Source organism: Thalassobacterium maritimum, from assembly GCF_031127805.1.
In the GTDB taxonomy this organism is placed as follows: domain Bacteria; phylum Verrucomicrobiota; class Verrucomicrobiia; order Opitutales; family Coraliomargaritaceae; genus Thalassobacterium; species Thalassobacterium maritimum.
The window spans coordinates 78033-93548 of the sequence record NZ_JARXHW010000008.1; the positions used below are offsets into that span (position 1 = coordinate 78033).

Consider the following 15516-nt stretch of genomic DNA (forward strand, 5'->3'; position numbering starts at 1 on the left):
ATATCTTCATTTGGACTCATGGCATCGGAAGCATCGGAAGGAATTCGTGAATGGCTGGTAAAATGCCAACACCCGCATCAAGAGGCTGGATCATGATCAAAACAGGTTCGTCCCCGCCATAAGTCCGTAGCCATCGTCTCAATGTGGCCCGCAACCAATACTCCAACGGTGCATCAAAAACAAGTTCGCCATTTGAATAAAAAAACAAGGCTTCACTGCGGACCTCACGACTGTCTTGCAGCATGTTTTTTGCCGCGGGCTTTTTCAAACTGAGCTTACGTGCGCTACCACCAGCCAGTGAAATCACTTCATCCGTCTCGATTTGCCAACCAGCCCCACGAAAACAGTAGCGAGGATCATGAACTGCTTGTCGATTATGCGTTCCATCGAGAATGGTGATCGCGTAGCGCAGCCCCTTCCAAGTATAAATCCACTTATATCCGGAGGCTTCCCCGAGCATATCAGACTCAAAGTCAGTCAAAGCGACACTGCGCGCCGTAAAACCAGGTCCAGTTTGCGGAAACAGTGCGATTCGCTTTGAAGCATCTTCTAATTCCAATGTGCGCATATAGCCTGCTGCAAGTATCAGCAAGAGCAGCGCGCTAAGTAGAACTATGACTTGGTTTTGACGCATAATGAATAATTGCTACTGACAAGCTGTAGATAAATAAAATGACCGCAATCGAGAGTGTAAGCCATGGAAACCAATTAGCTAAGTATGGATAGAGCAACCATGCCAAAGCTGGCATCCAAAGACTAGACATAAAAATAAAACATAAAATCTTAGAGCGCGAACCGTAAATCGGCAAGGAGAGTAAGATGGCTCCAGCCAAATAAATCATCGCCTGTAGCTCCCCGGCAATGCCCAAACATAGCGAGATACTCGCTAAAATGACTAAACTCATCTTGTATTTCGGCCATACCGATGGGAATCTCCGCCACTGTAAACCAACTGCTAAGATCCATAACAGAAATGAAACGCCACCACAGCGTAGACTCGGATCATGCATCCAAGCCAATACAATAGGACGACTGAGTGCGACCGCCGTCATGGTAATGACGGCCCAGAGCATACTACTTGGGCTCACTAACGAATACGTATGCTTGTTAGCGATCATGTATCTCGCCTTCCACTTTGAAACTTGCCTCTAATGCGAGGCTGAGTGCGTGATACAAAGTCAGCAAGATACCGAGCACTAAAAGCGCACCCCAAGTATGAAATGCACCTGCAGCTCTTTCAGCTCCAAAGGCTAATCCCCACGCCGAAATCAAAATAATACGAGCTGTGTTTGCGGTCCAAGCCAGCAAGGGTAATAGCGCTAGCATTCCCCAAAATAGCGTGCGTTGCGGGTAACGCATGAGCGTGAGCGCCACTCCCCCGCTCATGAGCACCTGTAGTAATTGCATTCCGCCGCAGGCAGCTTCGATTGAAATGGGTAAGCCATCAATCTCTAGCAGCGTACCGTGAACCACGACATCCTTACCCAGAGCATGGAATAATTGGCCAGTCAGCGCAGCACCACTCAGGCGAAACCACCAGCTCAAGGGAGTCAAATCAAGTAAGACCCATGGAAATGCGCCGACACACATGATCCATAAGCGTACCTTTGGAATCAAACTACTAGGGAAGCAAAAAAGCACAGCCAGTCCGGCCCAACCACTCGCCATCAAAAACATTTGGTTCAATAATACTCCGCAAACTAAACTCACTACGGATGCATAGACCCAAGGCATGCGAACTGGAGTGATCTGAGCTGAGCGCATGCTCTGCCGCGCGAGATGCCAAGCCAAGGGAATTAAAGCGACAATAATGACGACATCTGGCGACAAATGCCACCAAGTTAAATCAAGCCACCAGATCGCAGGCAGCATCAAGCCGAGTAAGTAGGTGGCCCATGGGGGACGGTTACGAGACTCAGCCATCACGCGTATTTAACTCCTTGAGCCATTCGCGAAAGATTGGTTCATTTGGCGCCAGGTCTAATAAAATACCGAGCACTGCACGCGCTGCATCATAATCTTCACGTTCTATTGCCGTACGATATCTAAAAACACAGCCTTCCACCGAGTCAGTGCCCAAGCTATCGTAGATGCGTTGTGCATCAGCAATTTCCCCTTTTGCCAGGGCTGCGCGTGCCAGTAATTCCTTACCCGAAGTTGAATTCGCGAGATCTTTCCGCTGCGAGAAAATGTGCTCCAAGCGTGACCAATCTTTTTGTTCTAAAGCAGCCATAGAGACTAAGTAAGCAGCTCGATAGCCAACGGGGCCCACAGTTTCAATGACCTGTGTCAATTCCTCAATCCCCGCAGCTGATTGACCATCTACGAGTAATAATTCACCCCGAAGTCCTTTCACCGCCGGCTCATCAGAATAGGCGCGACTACGGGCCAAGCCAGCAGCACTACCGTGTAACACAGCTTGAGCTTTCGTATCCGCATAGGGGAGCCAATTAAGCGACGGAATCTCTGCATAGAGAGCATTTGGAACCGAGCCTGGCAGTATTCGATCCGCGGCTGCCAGCCATCCATTCGCAAGTAGAATAGAACTAATCGCATAGTCTGACGCTAAAAATGCCTCCATTCGACCCAATGGTTCTTCAGAATTCGGGGGCATTGTCGGGCGATAGTTCTGAAGAAAGCGCAGCCAACGGTGCACGCGCGGGTTATCATTAAATATCACGCCTCTGGGCCAGGCCCCTTCGACCCGCCATTCCAGCAAGGCTAATAAGCACGCTTTCATCTCTGCTGCGATCTCAAAGTTACCCTGAGGCATCTCACGTAATACAGATAAGGCCGCAGCCTCATTTTGTGTGCGAATAAGCTCTAAACTCCACAACCAATAATAGGCTTCACTATTGGAGAGTATCGCTGGTGAACGAAGGTTTTTCTCTAAAAAATCAGCCGATAAAAATGCCTCTGCGGGAGTTTCTTCAAGCATCTGAGTCATTCCACCCCACCACTCGGCAACCTCTGCTTTGAGCGGTTCACCTCGCGGGCGCGTGACTCGTTCCCAGAACCAGACCTGCCACCACGCTCGCTGATCTCCACTGGCTTCATAGCTGTCTCTCCAAGTCTGAATCGCTTGTGGTAATGCGGCAGTCCTTAAATAAAACTGCGCTAAAAGGTGTCCATAAAGTGGGTTCTTCGCATCCAGCAAAAAGGCTGCAATGTAACTGCGGCGAGCCTGTGGGATACGCCCCATCTGCTCTAGGAACTCTCCACTAATTGCTCGAACTTCCGGCGAGCGAGGGGCCGCGGTGTAGGCCGCTTGCAGTGCGGAGATAATCGCGCTATTGTCTGTTTCCGAGAGTAAGGCAATGCGTAGCTGCCGATTAACCTCATCATTGCCCTGCCCTTGCCATGCCCGCAATTCATCGAGCGCACGTTCTGCTTCACCTGCACGCATCAACTCGTCGGCCCTAAGTAAGCGCCATCGCATGGCTTGCTGACGTCGTTCAACAGGCCACTGTTCTTTCAGTTTGGCTGCCAGTTCTGGCGCATTCAGGTGCATTTGAGCCCGAATCCACCATAGTGCTGCCGATTCATTTTCCAATAATACAGCTGGATACTTGGCAACAAGCGACTCCAGTTGCAAATAAGCATGACTCTCAATCGCAGCTTGCACCATTAGAGCCGGCCATTTCTGCTGAGCGGAGCCGCCTTGCTTTGGGTTGAAATTACTATTGAGTAGCTCTAGAGCCTGCGTAGCTTGTCCCTGCTCTAGCAGTTCAGAGGCATTCTTATAAATGAGATCCCAAGCCTTGGAGCGAGCATTTGCATCCCATTTGAGATACGCATATACGCCAAACGCGCTGCCCCCTATCAGGACAAACGCGAGGCAAAGGGATGGAAGAATTCGCTTCAGCATAAATTCGATAGTATTTCGCCACTGCGTCTACGCTGCGTAACAAATCCCGCAAGGCAAAGTACCGCCATCATCATCCAAAACGCAGGCTCTGGGTTGGCTAGGTATGCCACGTTCATCGATCCGATATCGACCGCAAAGACGATGTCATTGTAGTCTTTATCTCCACCATTATAAAGGTCCTCAAATCCAATCAAAAGGTAAGGACTATCTTCAATCGCAAAGGCGACGACGTGTTGCAGCAAATCCGGGTTTGTCGTGGCATCGGCAGTATAAGTATGACTGCCACCGTTGGCTCCATTAGCGATTAAGAAGAAATCCACCATCGAGCCGGCATCAAAGATACCTAAATCTACGAAGTCACCTGAGACGAGCGGTGTATCGTTGCTACGAGTGATGCTGTTTGAACCGGTATTGTTGATAAATGCAGGGTTCATGAATGAATCTTGCGAAGAGGCATCGGGAAAGATCAGAAGTTTTGAAGAAGCACTACCTGTGGCATCTTCGACCGTGTAGCCTAGGGTATTTCGGTAGCCAGCACCTTCGGCTAGGAAATAAACGCGAACAGCTGCCTCATTTTGTAAATAGAGTGATTCAGGGTCCAGTGAGATCGCCGCAATATCTGTTAATACCTGAGTTTCACTCAGATTTTCCCTCGCAAAATCTAATAACCCCGGCAAGTCCTCAGATTGAAAAGTCGCAGACGCTTCGTCAGATTCTGCTTCCATTACAGGACCTACGATATCCAGACCAAAGGGACGTGCACTGTCTTGAAAGCTCGACTCAGTTTGCGCTATAGCAAATTGGTGAATGAGGCTACTTGCGAGAATGAGTTTAAAAATGTTTTTCATAATGAAATGTTATTAGCTAAGGGCATGCCAACTTTTGACCGAAAGTCGCAAGCCATTGCCAAGCAGCAGATTAAATAAAAATAAGACATTCATTTTGAAGTTACCCTACGCTCTAGAGTAATATTTACGGGCTACCATGCAAAAATTACATCAGTTTGCGAACTTTTAATGCAATCCAAGCAAAGGCAGGAATCGAAGATAGCCCCCCCCGCAGGGCAAGTGCAACAAAGCCCCCTTCAGCAGGCATGGGGATAAAGTAAATCGTAGCGCATAAACAAGGAACAAAGAGCAAGAGTGGCGTGGCCCCGCTAAGTATGAATTTGGTGTATTTCAAGACTCCCAAATCGAGATATCTGAGTGCCATGGGAAGCACCAATAACCAACCGACTAAAAGTGTGGGGATCAATGTGCCGATCGCGACGCCCACGATACCGAAGCTCAATGCCAGCACGATACTGATGCACAAATTGGACAAGCCATCCAGCAAGGAGAGGCCGAGCAGCTTCTTTTCATAGCCACACATCATCAATATCCGCTTCGCACAGCTATTAGTCAGTTGCGAAGAAAAGACAGCGAAAAGTAGAATCTGCCCCACTAGGAAGGTGTCGCGCTCGATCTGATCAAGTCCAGTTAGCAATTGAATCAGCGGCTCTAGATACACAGCACAGAGTACATACAAAGGCGTGGTAATAAGGAAAGTCAGCTTCGAGGTCTTTAGTAGCAGTTCGCGCAGCCCAGCATTATCACCTGAGGCATTCATCTGAGCTGCTGCGGGACTGAGCGCATCTTGCAATTGACGCGTGAACAGGTTCAACATTTCAGCAACCTTATAGCCCGCCTGGTAGGCCGCAATCACGCCCACTCCCATGGTGAAACCTAGCACCGCTTGGTCACTCTTAGCCATCAACAGATTGCTGAAGGTAATCAAATACGCTGCGATGGAGAAGCCCAACTGCGACTTCACGACCCGCCATTCAAACAAGCGAGGCGAGAGCGAGACTTCGGGCAAACGCCGCATCGCGACAAAAAGCGCTCCCACGTTAGGCAACAAAGTGGTGACCACACTCACTAATACAATGACCGGAAAGCTTGCTTCGAAATAAAGCGCGAGTGAGATGCCGATAAAATTAAGCACGACCGAGCCAGTATTCAACCAATTGGCGATGTCGATCCGCTGTAGCCCTCTCAAGACCTCAGGAAATAATCCAAAAGGGAAAGTCAGCGCTAGCCCCGCAAAGAAGATGAAGTAGGACAGGCTATACATGCTATATTCCGCATCTGGTACTTCAACTGCCCCAAGAAACAGCCCACGGATAGCCAAAAAAAACAGCCCAAGCAAGGTGGCGAGTCCCACGAAGGTCCAAAGCATAGTGCTGAGCAGACGGCTTAACTCTTCCCATTCTCCTGTCGCGCTTTTTTCTGCAACCGCTTTTTGAGCGGTAAAACCAAACCCAAAGTCGAGCAAAATACCGTAGCCAAACAATGACCACAGCAAAGACCAAAATCCAAACTCCGCCTCTGATAGACCACTAAATAAGACACGAAATAGAATCACACCCAGCAGTAAGCGTGTGATGGTGCGTATATAATTACTCGCAGTATTGCGCCAAAAATACCGCTTCCAAATTGGTGTTTCGACTGGATTGATTACACTCATTGGCCAATAGGAAAAGAAATACCAGGGCTGACTCCATCGATCGTTTCGACAGAGTTAGAACCTTCACGCACCGCAATCGTCGTTGCCGCAGAGTTAAATGCCACCCAGAAGTAACGTTCTAATATTTTAAAAGGTCGATCCGGGACCCAAACAATGTCAAATGGTTTAAGTTCAACATTGGTTGCCTTACCAGCGAGTATTGCTTTAAAATCTACAACTGCAACCTTGGGCGCAGAGTGAGAGCCGCGTATGATCAATACCTTATCCAAATTAGCATCCCGGCTGGGGCCCATTGCCTTGGCCATCGCTGCGACGAGATTTAAATTGTCTTTATAGCCAATCGCCTGTGGTTGCATCACTGCCCCGAGCACATGCACATTCTGTGATAACGAAGAAGGTAGATAAACATAATCACCATCTTTCAGATAGATGTTCTGGCTCATGTCGCCCTCTTTGATCAGAGCCATCAAATCAATCGGTAGAACTTCTCCGTTACGTAGTACAAAACTATTTCCGAGATCAGCCAACTCCTCTGTAGAGCCACTCTGACGCGAAGAAAACAAGCCGCCTGCTAATGAAATACCTTCTAAGACTGTGGTGGGCTGGCTCAAAGGATATAGACCAGGCTTGTTTAAGCGTCCAAGCAACCACGCGCGGCGACTGCGCACTTCGCGTAGTGTTACATTTACGCTTGGGCTGGTATAATCACGCCGTAAGGCTTGTTCCAAGGCATGTCCCAACTCCTGAACTGTCAATCCATCGGCCTGAATCCCACCAGCGAGATCGTAATAAAGTCGCCCGTCCGGCATCACAAAAGTGCGTGAACGAGTGCCTGCGATACCTGTAATCTCAATTTCCAACCAATCGCCCACCCCGATTCTGTAAGGCTCAACACTCGGCTGTAATTCAGCCGCGGTGAGTGTTCGAGGCTTTTGCACGGATTGAAATATCTCCTCCTGCGTCATTTGATCTGCAGGTTCACGCGGATCAAAGGTATCAATCGGTTGGGTGTGTCGGCAGGCGGAAACACAGAAACTTAAAAAACAAAGTAAAATGCTTGCGATACGAATCATTCGGAATCCCTCCATCCGGTACGATCAAGCCAAGGGTTGGCAATCGCATCAGGCACATTTGCATCCACCCAAGTTGAGGTCGCGCTACTCAGGAAGTTTTGCATCGCGGTGTCTAAAATTTGCTCTGCTTTGTACCAAGGGCGATCATTGACATACACAATATCGCCAGGTGCTAAGGGGAAATCGGCTTCCAGTCCGGCCAAGATGGACTTCACATCAACTATGAAAAGCTCGGGATCGCTCATACTGCCACGGATCACTAGCACACGATTTAACCAAGCGCCTTCTGTAAAACCTTTACGACGAGTAATCGCAGAAACTAGCGTCGCTCGGTTCGTGATTCCTTGCGCACCCGGCGTAGAGACCGAACCGAAAACATAGTATTCACTGGATAAATTGGAGGCTAGGTAAATATAATCGCGAGGCTCCAGGTATACATTCTGCGATAGATCCCCCTCAAAATACAGCTTTGCAAAATCTACATCCAGGCGTTCGCCGTTGCGAATAATGAAAGATCGATCCATATCCGCGATTTCCACTGTAGATTGCTCAAAGAGGCCTGTTTCAATGCCTCGACTGCGAGCAATCGCTTCGAGCAAGGTAATGGGGCGATCCAGTGTGAATACCCCCTTATCCATGATTTTCCCAAGGATGACGTAGCGCTTACTATTTAACTCTCCTGGCGTAATAATTAAGCGTGGATCGCGATGAAACTTACGTAAATTTTGCTCCAACTTACTGCGTAATTCATCAATGGATAGACCATCGACATATAAGCTGTTTACTTGCAAGTAACTCAGGGTGCCATCTGGGGCGATGCGCAATCCGGCACGGTCTAAGGCACTGCTCCCGTAAAAACGGATGTCGACTACATCGCCCGGTCCGAGCGTGTAGCGCTCACGCCAGGACACTGGGGCGGTGGTTGTAGAAACCTCGCTTTGGGCATAGGCGCCCGTGAGCCAGGCCCATAGTGCCAAGCTGCTAATAATGACGAAAATCGATCGCATGCGAATCATGATTCCTCTTTCGACGGCAAGCGGTTGGCCCATTGATTGAGCACAGTAAGTTCGATCCACTTTATAATACGAGAAAGCGTGCGATCTGCAGCCGCATCCAAGATCAGCATACCATTTGCAGCACCAAGCAATTTTCGCATTAAATCACTCTTATTTCGAGTGATTTCACGCCCAGAAATGCTCGGCGAGTTTAATAAGTAATATGCATCCATTTGACGTAAAATACGCACATCCTGCACTGTTGGCGAGTCGACCAAGCGAACAAAGATTAAACATTCCTCATCCTCATGTTCAGTAACTGTATCCAAGGTGCGCGTCCAATGCTTGACTGCAGGATGTGTCCGCAAGGACTCAATTCCATCGCTGGGCGCATGGTCGATGTTGAAGAAGGCTACCGACTGCCCTTCAGCATGTAAGAGGTCCAATAAGGCGCTCCAAAATACATGCTCATTGGAGTCGACTTCAGTGTGGGCAAAGAGAAAGCGCTTGCGCTCCGCACCCTCGCCCGAAATGGCATGCGAGACCCAGAAGTCCTTCAGTGCATGTTCATTATAATCGAGTTCACTCCGAGGAAATAATCGACGCATCCACCATGTTGTCTTCGGGCAGTCTTCTGTAACATAATTAAAGATCGGGAGTGTCGAAGTCGCGATGGCGACCTCCAAGGGCGTGCGTGAGGTCGCTTGCAAGAGTTCCCCAATAATTGCGAGCATGAGTGCCAACATCAGACCTACTACAAATCCAATGAAAGCTAATAGAAAGGCTTTAACATACTGAGAGCTCACCGACACCTCAGCCAGACTCGGAGTTTGAAAAATCCGCCAATAGCCGGGCGCCTTGCTTTCGTAAAACGCAGCTTCTTTGTGGCGACTCTCCAACAAGCCTTGCGCGTCGATGAGTAAATTGCGGCGACTCTTGAGTTCGGATAGTCGCAATGCCTTCTCTGGCAAGTCGGCCACTTCTGCCTCTCGCTGTGTGAGACGAAGCGAAAGATCCTCAACTAAATTTTCTAACTCTGTGCGTTCATTTTGGAGTGCAAGAATTTCGAGGTATAAATTATCGCCCAAATCACTCCCGGTAAAATTCTTAAGATCTTCGACATTTGCGGTGTCGACCGAACTGAGCTGCTTAGTGATATATTCAATTTCGTAGAGCTTCTCCTTTACCATCGGGTTTTCGTCGGTATAGCGCCCCCGTAGGTATGTGAGCTCTTCGCGCTTTTTCTTCAAATCTGCCTCTAATGGGCTTTGTGCGCGTAACTCTTGTCGATAACGAGCGATTTGCACCTCTTTGGTTCGGAGCGAAATTTGTGCATTTGCCAAACCACTACGAGTCTGCTCCAAAGCTGCCAGGCTGGTTTGTGTCTGTTGGTCTACATCCACAAAATTATTTTTGCGCGCAAATTCTAGAATTTGCCGGTTCACTTGCTGTAATTGTAACTCAATGGAGTCCAACTGATCGGAAATAAAAGTTTCCATCTGACGCGCCTCTTCGCGCTGCAATTGGTTGGTGAAGCGTATAATTTCGTCGGCCCAAATATTCACCGTATTCACCGCATCTTCCGCACTAATACGTGAATGGGCGGTCAAGTAGAACAAGGAGGTATTCTTCTGTTTTACAATTTCAACCATCGACTTCACTTCCCCAGCAGTACGCTCAGGTGAGAGTCGCATCGCAGTTCCATTGAGGACAGCGGTCGAATATGTAGTCGACAGTAGTGTATCGTCACTCAAATCACGCGGTTTAAAGGCCTGGCCCGACAGACTCGTTTGCACTGTATTGGCCACTTCTGACTTGATCAGCTGCAAAGACACAGAATAGCGATTCTCGGCTTCAAAGCTGCCGACCACCCAGCCCAAGATGCTAAGCACGATTGAAAAGACAAAAAACCATAACCAGCGCTGGCGAATACCGTAAAGTAGGCGCAGCGGATCAATCGGGATCGGAAATCGAAAGGTGGCTGTAGTGACTCGCGACGGTAGACTCATTTAGTAGGTAAACTCAATCAAGCTATGATTATGCTGGATTTTTCACTTTAAGCGTATCCCGATAGCGCTGGCAAGTTAGCTTTGCAGCTATATCCCAATCAAATAAGCTAGCATGTTTGAGTCCACGTTCAATGCGCTGCTGTATCTGCTCTGAGCTTTCTGAATACAGCATTTCCAGAGCACCTGTCATCCCCGACACCGACTCAGGATCAAAATAGATCGCAGCCTCACCGCCCACTTCCGGCAAGCTACCACTGTCAGAACTAACGACACGTACCCCGCAGGCTAATGCCTCCACCACGGGCAAACCAAAGCCTTCGATTAAACTAGGGAAAACCAAGGCCTCTGCTCCTGCATACCAGAGCGGCAACTCGGCCTCTTCCATAAAACCCGGCAAAAGAATATCCTTCGCGTAAGGTGAATCCGCGACGCGTTTTTGGATCACCTCGGCGCCATGCCAAGGGGCGCCTCCCAATACTAATTGAATCGCTTGCTCTGTATTATCACGAAAGTCTTCATACGCTTCGATCAGACGTACGTGGTTTTTACCCGGATGCTCCAAGCGTGACACATAGATCAAATAAGGCTGCTCCAGACCGTGCTTGGCACGAAAAGTCCGTAAGTCCTCTATTTGCTGTGGACAGTATACGTCGCGACTCAAGCCATTATGGACGACTTCTATCTGCTCACTGGGCAGTTTATAAAATTTCACTAAGTCTTGCTTCGTAAAATGGCTGACTGAAATCACAGCATTGCAGCGACGCGCCAGCCACGGAGAGAGCTGCCGTCCGAATAAGCCACGCAGCAGGCCGTATTTGTCACGCAAACGAAAAGGCGCACAATCGTGAATGGTCACTAACTGCGGAATCTTAGGACAAGCCACGATACGACGATAGCTTGGAATGTGTAACAGATCATAGCCATGCTGCCGCAACAGCCGGGGTAACTTAACTTGGTGCCAGAGCACATTTTTGACTCCCGAAGTAGCCGATGCCGGAATGGATAACCAATGCGCATCGTCGAAATCAGGAAAAAGAGCGCGATCAGCGTCAAAACCAGCGATGTGTAAGTCAATCGTATCGAAACTTCGCATACGATTCGCGAGTTCGACCACGTAGCGCCCCACTCCAGATAAGCCGCTCTGGATCATACCTGCCGATAATAGTATTTTAATACGCTGACTCATGTGCTCACTTTTGAATGTTTGCGGCTTGACGCACGCCTCTCTCGCAAAGCGGCGAGTGCTGCGTCTGTATCCGGGTAGCTCGGGAATTGAGCTGATAAATGCATCGCATCAATAATTTTCACAACCACACTAGAGGGTTGTATAATTCCAAAGGCAACATCTGCTTGGCGCGCATCCCGTGCTAATTTAGCTAAAAGACCGATCGCAGAGCTATCCATGAAGCTGACTCTCGATAGGTCCAGAAAGACCGCTTGAGAGCGCTCTTTAGGCATGGCCATAGACTCGATTACGCTACGTTCAACGGCTCCAGACCAACTTAGCCATTGAGCATCAGCAGCCGTCACTTCGTGGCTTACGACCCGATCGGCAAGCTCACGGGTCTTATTCGAACTTGATGGACGAGTGATCTTGCGCTGACGATTTGCCAGCACGATCAAGTAATAAAAGTCTTTGGCGTAGCGTTTCGCTAAGCGCTTCGGATCGCTCAACATGCGCCAACACCACTCCATGCCGGTCTTTTGCACCCATTTGGGTGCGCGCACTTGGGTGCCACAAATAAAGTCCAGCGAAGCTCCAATACCAATCGAGAGTGGCACGCCCGATTCTCTGTAATGCTGCGAGATCCAATACTCTTGCTTCGGGCAACCTACAGCCACCAGTAATAAGTCCGGCTGTGTTTTTTTGATATCAGCCATAATGTCCTCATTTGGCCAGGAATCTACGCTGCCAAAGGGCGGCGAAAATGTGCCCACGACTTCCATTTTTGGGTAGCGCTCGGCTAGTATAGCCTTTGAGCGAGTTAAAGTCGCGGTATCGGAGCCCAGGAAATATACTTTCCAGCTACGTTGATCCGCTTGCTCGAACAAGTGAAATACCATGTCGGAGCCAGCCACACGCTCTGGTAAGACCGGATGAAAATAGCGCGAGAGCCAAACTAACGGCATACCATCGCACACGACTCGATCTGCATGAAAAAGTATATCTTTTAGTGGCTCATTGTCGTATGCCTGCGCGATGAAATCGACATTGGCGGTAATATAATAGCTAGGTTCCTCCGCCTCGACTGTCTGGACGGCATCCTCAATCGTCTCCTCCATGGTGATGACGTGAAAAGGTAAGCCCAAGAGAAAGGCAACTTTGCGTTCTGTTTGGCTCATAGCGCTTTCAAATAAGTGGTTAATTTAAGACCGAGCTGTTCCCAGCGGTAGTTCTCCTGAACAACCTTCAAACCATTGCTCTCCAAACTCTGCCTAAGCTCGCAATCTTGTAGCACCCGTATGAGAGCATCTGCAAATGCTTGCGGCTCATCAGCCAGTAAGATCGATTCTTCAGGGGGTAAATCCAGACCTTGCGCCCCCAGTGTCGTCGACACAACCGGGCAACGCATGCCCAATGATTCAACAATTTTGAGTCGTGTGCCTCCACCAATGCGCAAGGGCACTACTTGCGCCCAGCTCGATTGATAGTATGGCCGCACATCGGGCACCTCCCCCACTAAATCGACACCTTCCAAGCGCGCCCAAGCCTCGGAGCGCGCGTCAGGCGACTTGCCGATGATACGCCAGATCGCTTCGGGCATGGCGGCGTGCACTAAGGGCCAAATAGCCTCTGCAAACCAATTGATCGCATCCACATTCGGCGAATAATCTAATGCACCACAAAAGAGAAAGCTCGGGGCCGGCGTGAGTTGACGCGGGTGCGCGTCTGCATCGAAGAAGACTTCATTAAAGCCATTCGCGAGTACAAAAATCTTTTCAGATTCACCCAAATGCTTTTGCAAAAAATCTCGATCATCCCAGCCACAAACAATCATGCCCGCGATGGCAGCATAGGCCTCGCGCTCAAGGCGGGCGATTTTACGCAGATTCTCCTTGCGCAGCAAGCGATCACGCAAGCCCAGCGGCAAGGTATTCAGCTCCTCGGTTTGAAAGAGCCAATCCACGCGACTGCGGTCCATCACTATATGTGGATGTTGGGGGAAGAGCTCTTTGATGTATGGCCACAATACCAAATCGATGAAAATTACGCGCTCATAGTCTTCGTCAGCCACGAATTCTTGCAGTGCCTGCAGGACTCCATCTACCTGCCAATGCTGCACCGTCGTAGGCAATGGATTCAGCAAGCGCTCTGGAAATAGTTTTTGCCAAGGTGCATTCTGAAAAGGTATCGCTAAACGTCGGCGCGTATGTGCCACAAAGGGGGCCATGTCACGTTCCGGATCCTCTTGCAAGCAAGCGAGGTCCACATCGTAGGCCTTTGACAGCTCGACAAATAAATGATAGACGCGCTGATACGTGCCCCGGTCCACCGGGAACGGAATGTAGGGCATGAATAAAAATGCGCGTGGCTTGTCGGACATATTGAGTGAAGTGTGTTAGCTGTAAAAGCTCCACCAACGCGTATATTGCTGAGCGGCGGTAGAGAGATCTTTCAAAGAAATACGCATAAACTTACTAGCAGCGTGAAAATCCGTCGGTTCGGACAACAAACTTAATAATGCACGCTGCAATGCGCCGCGTGGATAATCATAACTGGGCGCGAGATGCCCGCCACGCTTCAACTGATCACGCAGTGCGAGTAATAGATTTCGGCCCATATTTGTTTCTGGAAACAGTTGACCACGATATTGAGTGTAGTCCGTGGGCTTGTGAAAAGTCTGCCCGAGTCGCTTGCTCTCCACCTCGAGGAAACAAGCCCGCCAGATCTCCGTAAGCAGGCCTTGTGTCGTTTGCAGCTCTTCCAAGTGTGGCGTAGAGGTCGGCTTTAACTTAAAGGCAGTGCCCTCCTGGTGCAGCGCAATGATGCGCGGGTCGATCCCTACTTCCGATTGCAGTTGCTGTTGCCGTTCCCTTACATAGGGACGGTATTTGCCTCGAATCGTCAGCAAGGCATCGCCCAAGGCGAGCTTAGCCTTGGCCTGATTACGATGCACAATACTAAGATTCTTGCCCGCGGCCAAGTCTGCCTTGGCAAAGAACAAACCAGAGCCACGATTCCAAAGCAGACGAGTCGCCTCAATGGTCGCTATCTGGTCCGCCTGCGCTAAAGGCAAATAAGGCTCAAGATAGTGCTCTCGTCCCATGACCTGTGTATGCGCGCTCACCAAGTCATAAAACATCATGGAGCCTGGCGTTGCGTCCAAGTCGGATTGCGGCAGGCACTTGCCCTCAACATCAATGCCTAGAATTGCACTTTCATCACGCTCCCAGCGATGCACGGCCTCATTCAGACTGGGGTCGTTTGGCTTTGAGGTGAAAATAAAATAGTCGAGATCATTAAAAAAGGCGGGCGCACCCTGAGCATCCGTCGCAATGCCGCCTTCCCCCCGTCCATAGCCGCCGCCCAGTATGATTGCCTCAGGGCTCGCTGTGCCTAGTTTAGAAAAAAAATCCCGCGTACGCTCAAAATGCGCCTGCAATGCAGCATTCAGAGAGTCAGGGAGTGGCACCGCTGTTGAATGGGCAGTGGGCATGTGTTTAAGCGAGTCTATATAAGGGCATTGAAATCATTCAGGCTGACTCAGGCTCGATCTCTAGAATTCGATGTAATCGCAGCAACTCCAAGACGCTCAATACCGTTGGGGTGGGTCGACGTAAAGTCAGCTTTTGATCGACTTGCTTATAGAAAAACAGCAAGGCACCGATGCCAGAACTATCGATGAAGTTTACCTGTGAAATGTCGACTACAACTCGCTCTCGCCCCTCTAAACTGAGCCCTTGCAAGGCTGTCTTAACTTCGGTGGCATTAGATGCATCCAAGGCGTCCACCGACAAGGTGACCTCAAGTATTTCATCGGTAAATACGGTACTAATCATAGCTATGTAAAATAATTGGCGACAGGTTAATTTGTGCGATGTTAAGTGCAACTTAAAATGAATTC

Annotated in this window: 14 protein-coding genes; all 14 read right to left on the reverse strand. The window is 49.4% G+C overall.

The genetic code is table 11. The annotated features are described in order from the left end of the window. Positions 1-16: 16 nt before the first annotated feature. The 14 genes from QEH52_RS05385 to QEH52_RS05450 all read right to left on the reverse strand — a co-directional run bounded on the left by QEH52_RS05385 (position 17) and on the right by QEH52_RS05450 (position 15451). Positions 17-634: an exosortase-associated EpsI family protein gene (locus QEH52_RS05385; protein ID WP_308949069.1), complete on the reverse strand. Its 618-nt coding sequence runs from the start codon at positions 632-634 to the stop codon at positions 17-19. Then, complete coding sequence (locus QEH52_RS05390) at positions 603-1073, reverse strand: hypothetical protein (protein WP_308949070.1); 471 nt, start codon at positions 1071-1073, stop codon at positions 603-605. Before QEH52_RS05390 ends, QEH52_RS05385 begins: the two co-directional genes overlap by 32 nt. A 34-nt stretch (positions 1074-1107) precedes the next feature. Continuing rightward, positions 1108-1923 (reverse strand): archaeosortase/exosortase family protein, encoded by an 816-nt coding sequence (locus tag QEH52_RS05395; RefSeq protein ID WP_308949071.1) that lies wholly within the window; start codon positions 1921-1923, stop codon positions 1108-1110. Next, entirely contained in the window at positions 1916-3868 is a 1953-nt protein-coding gene (locus QEH52_RS05400; protein WP_308949072.1) for a tetratricopeptide repeat protein, read from the reverse strand. The genes QEH52_RS05395 and QEH52_RS05400 overlap by 8 nt, the downstream gene beginning before the upstream one ends. After that, entirely contained in the window at positions 3862-4716 is an 855-nt protein-coding gene (locus tag QEH52_RS05405; RefSeq protein WP_308949073.1) for a DUF4114 domain-containing protein, read from the reverse strand. Before QEH52_RS05405 ends, QEH52_RS05400 begins: the two co-directional genes overlap by 7 nt. A gap of 145 nt (positions 4717-4861) precedes the next feature. Next, positions 4862-6373 (reverse strand): oligosaccharide flippase family protein, encoded by a 1512-nt coding sequence (locus QEH52_RS05410; protein WP_308949074.1) that lies wholly within the window; start codon positions 6371-6373, stop codon positions 4862-4864. After that, entirely contained in the window at positions 6370-7446 is a 1077-nt protein-coding gene (locus tag QEH52_RS05415; protein ID WP_308949075.1) for a polysaccharide biosynthesis/export family protein, read from the reverse strand. Before QEH52_RS05415 ends, QEH52_RS05410 begins: the two co-directional genes overlap by 4 nt. Further along, a complete protein-coding gene (locus QEH52_RS05420; protein ID WP_308949076.1) occupies positions 7443-8453 on the reverse strand; it encodes a polysaccharide biosynthesis/export family protein in 1011 nt (336 codons plus the stop codon). Before QEH52_RS05420 ends, QEH52_RS05415 begins: the two co-directional genes overlap by 4 nt. Positions 8454-8458: 5 nt before the next feature. Continuing rightward, the gene (locus QEH52_RS05425; protein ID WP_308949077.1) at positions 8459-10450 is read right to left on the reverse strand and encodes a GumC family protein; all 1992 of its coding nucleotides are present in this window, start codon (positions 10448-10450) and stop codon (positions 8459-8461) included. A 28-nt stretch (positions 10451-10478) separates the two neighbouring features. Continuing rightward, positions 10479-11636 carry a glycosyltransferase family 4 protein gene (locus QEH52_RS05430; RefSeq protein ID WP_308949078.1) on the reverse strand — a complete coding sequence of 386 codons (1158 nt, stop codon included), beginning with the start codon at positions 11634-11636 and terminating at the stop codon, positions 10479-10481. After that, entirely contained in the window at positions 11633-12793 is a 1161-nt protein-coding gene (locus tag QEH52_RS05435; protein ID WP_308949079.1) for a WecB/TagA/CpsF family glycosyltransferase, read from the reverse strand. Before QEH52_RS05435 ends, QEH52_RS05430 begins: the two co-directional genes overlap by 4 nt. After that, positions 12790-13995 (reverse strand): glycosyltransferase family 4 protein, encoded by a 1206-nt coding sequence (locus QEH52_RS05440; protein ID WP_308949080.1) that lies wholly within the window; start codon positions 13993-13995, stop codon positions 12790-12792. Before QEH52_RS05440 ends, QEH52_RS05435 begins: the two co-directional genes overlap by 4 nt. Positions 13996-14010: 15 nt before the next feature. After that, positions 14011-15108, reverse strand: a complete 1098-nt coding sequence (locus QEH52_RS05445) for a hypothetical protein (RefSeq protein ID WP_308949081.1) — start codon at positions 15106-15108, stop codon at positions 14011-14013. Positions 15109-15145: 37 nt separating this feature from the next. Beyond that, entirely contained in the window at positions 15146-15451 is a 306-nt protein-coding gene (locus QEH52_RS05450; protein WP_308949082.1) for an STAS domain-containing protein, read from the reverse strand. Between the last annotated feature and the right edge of the window lie 65 nt (positions 15452-15516).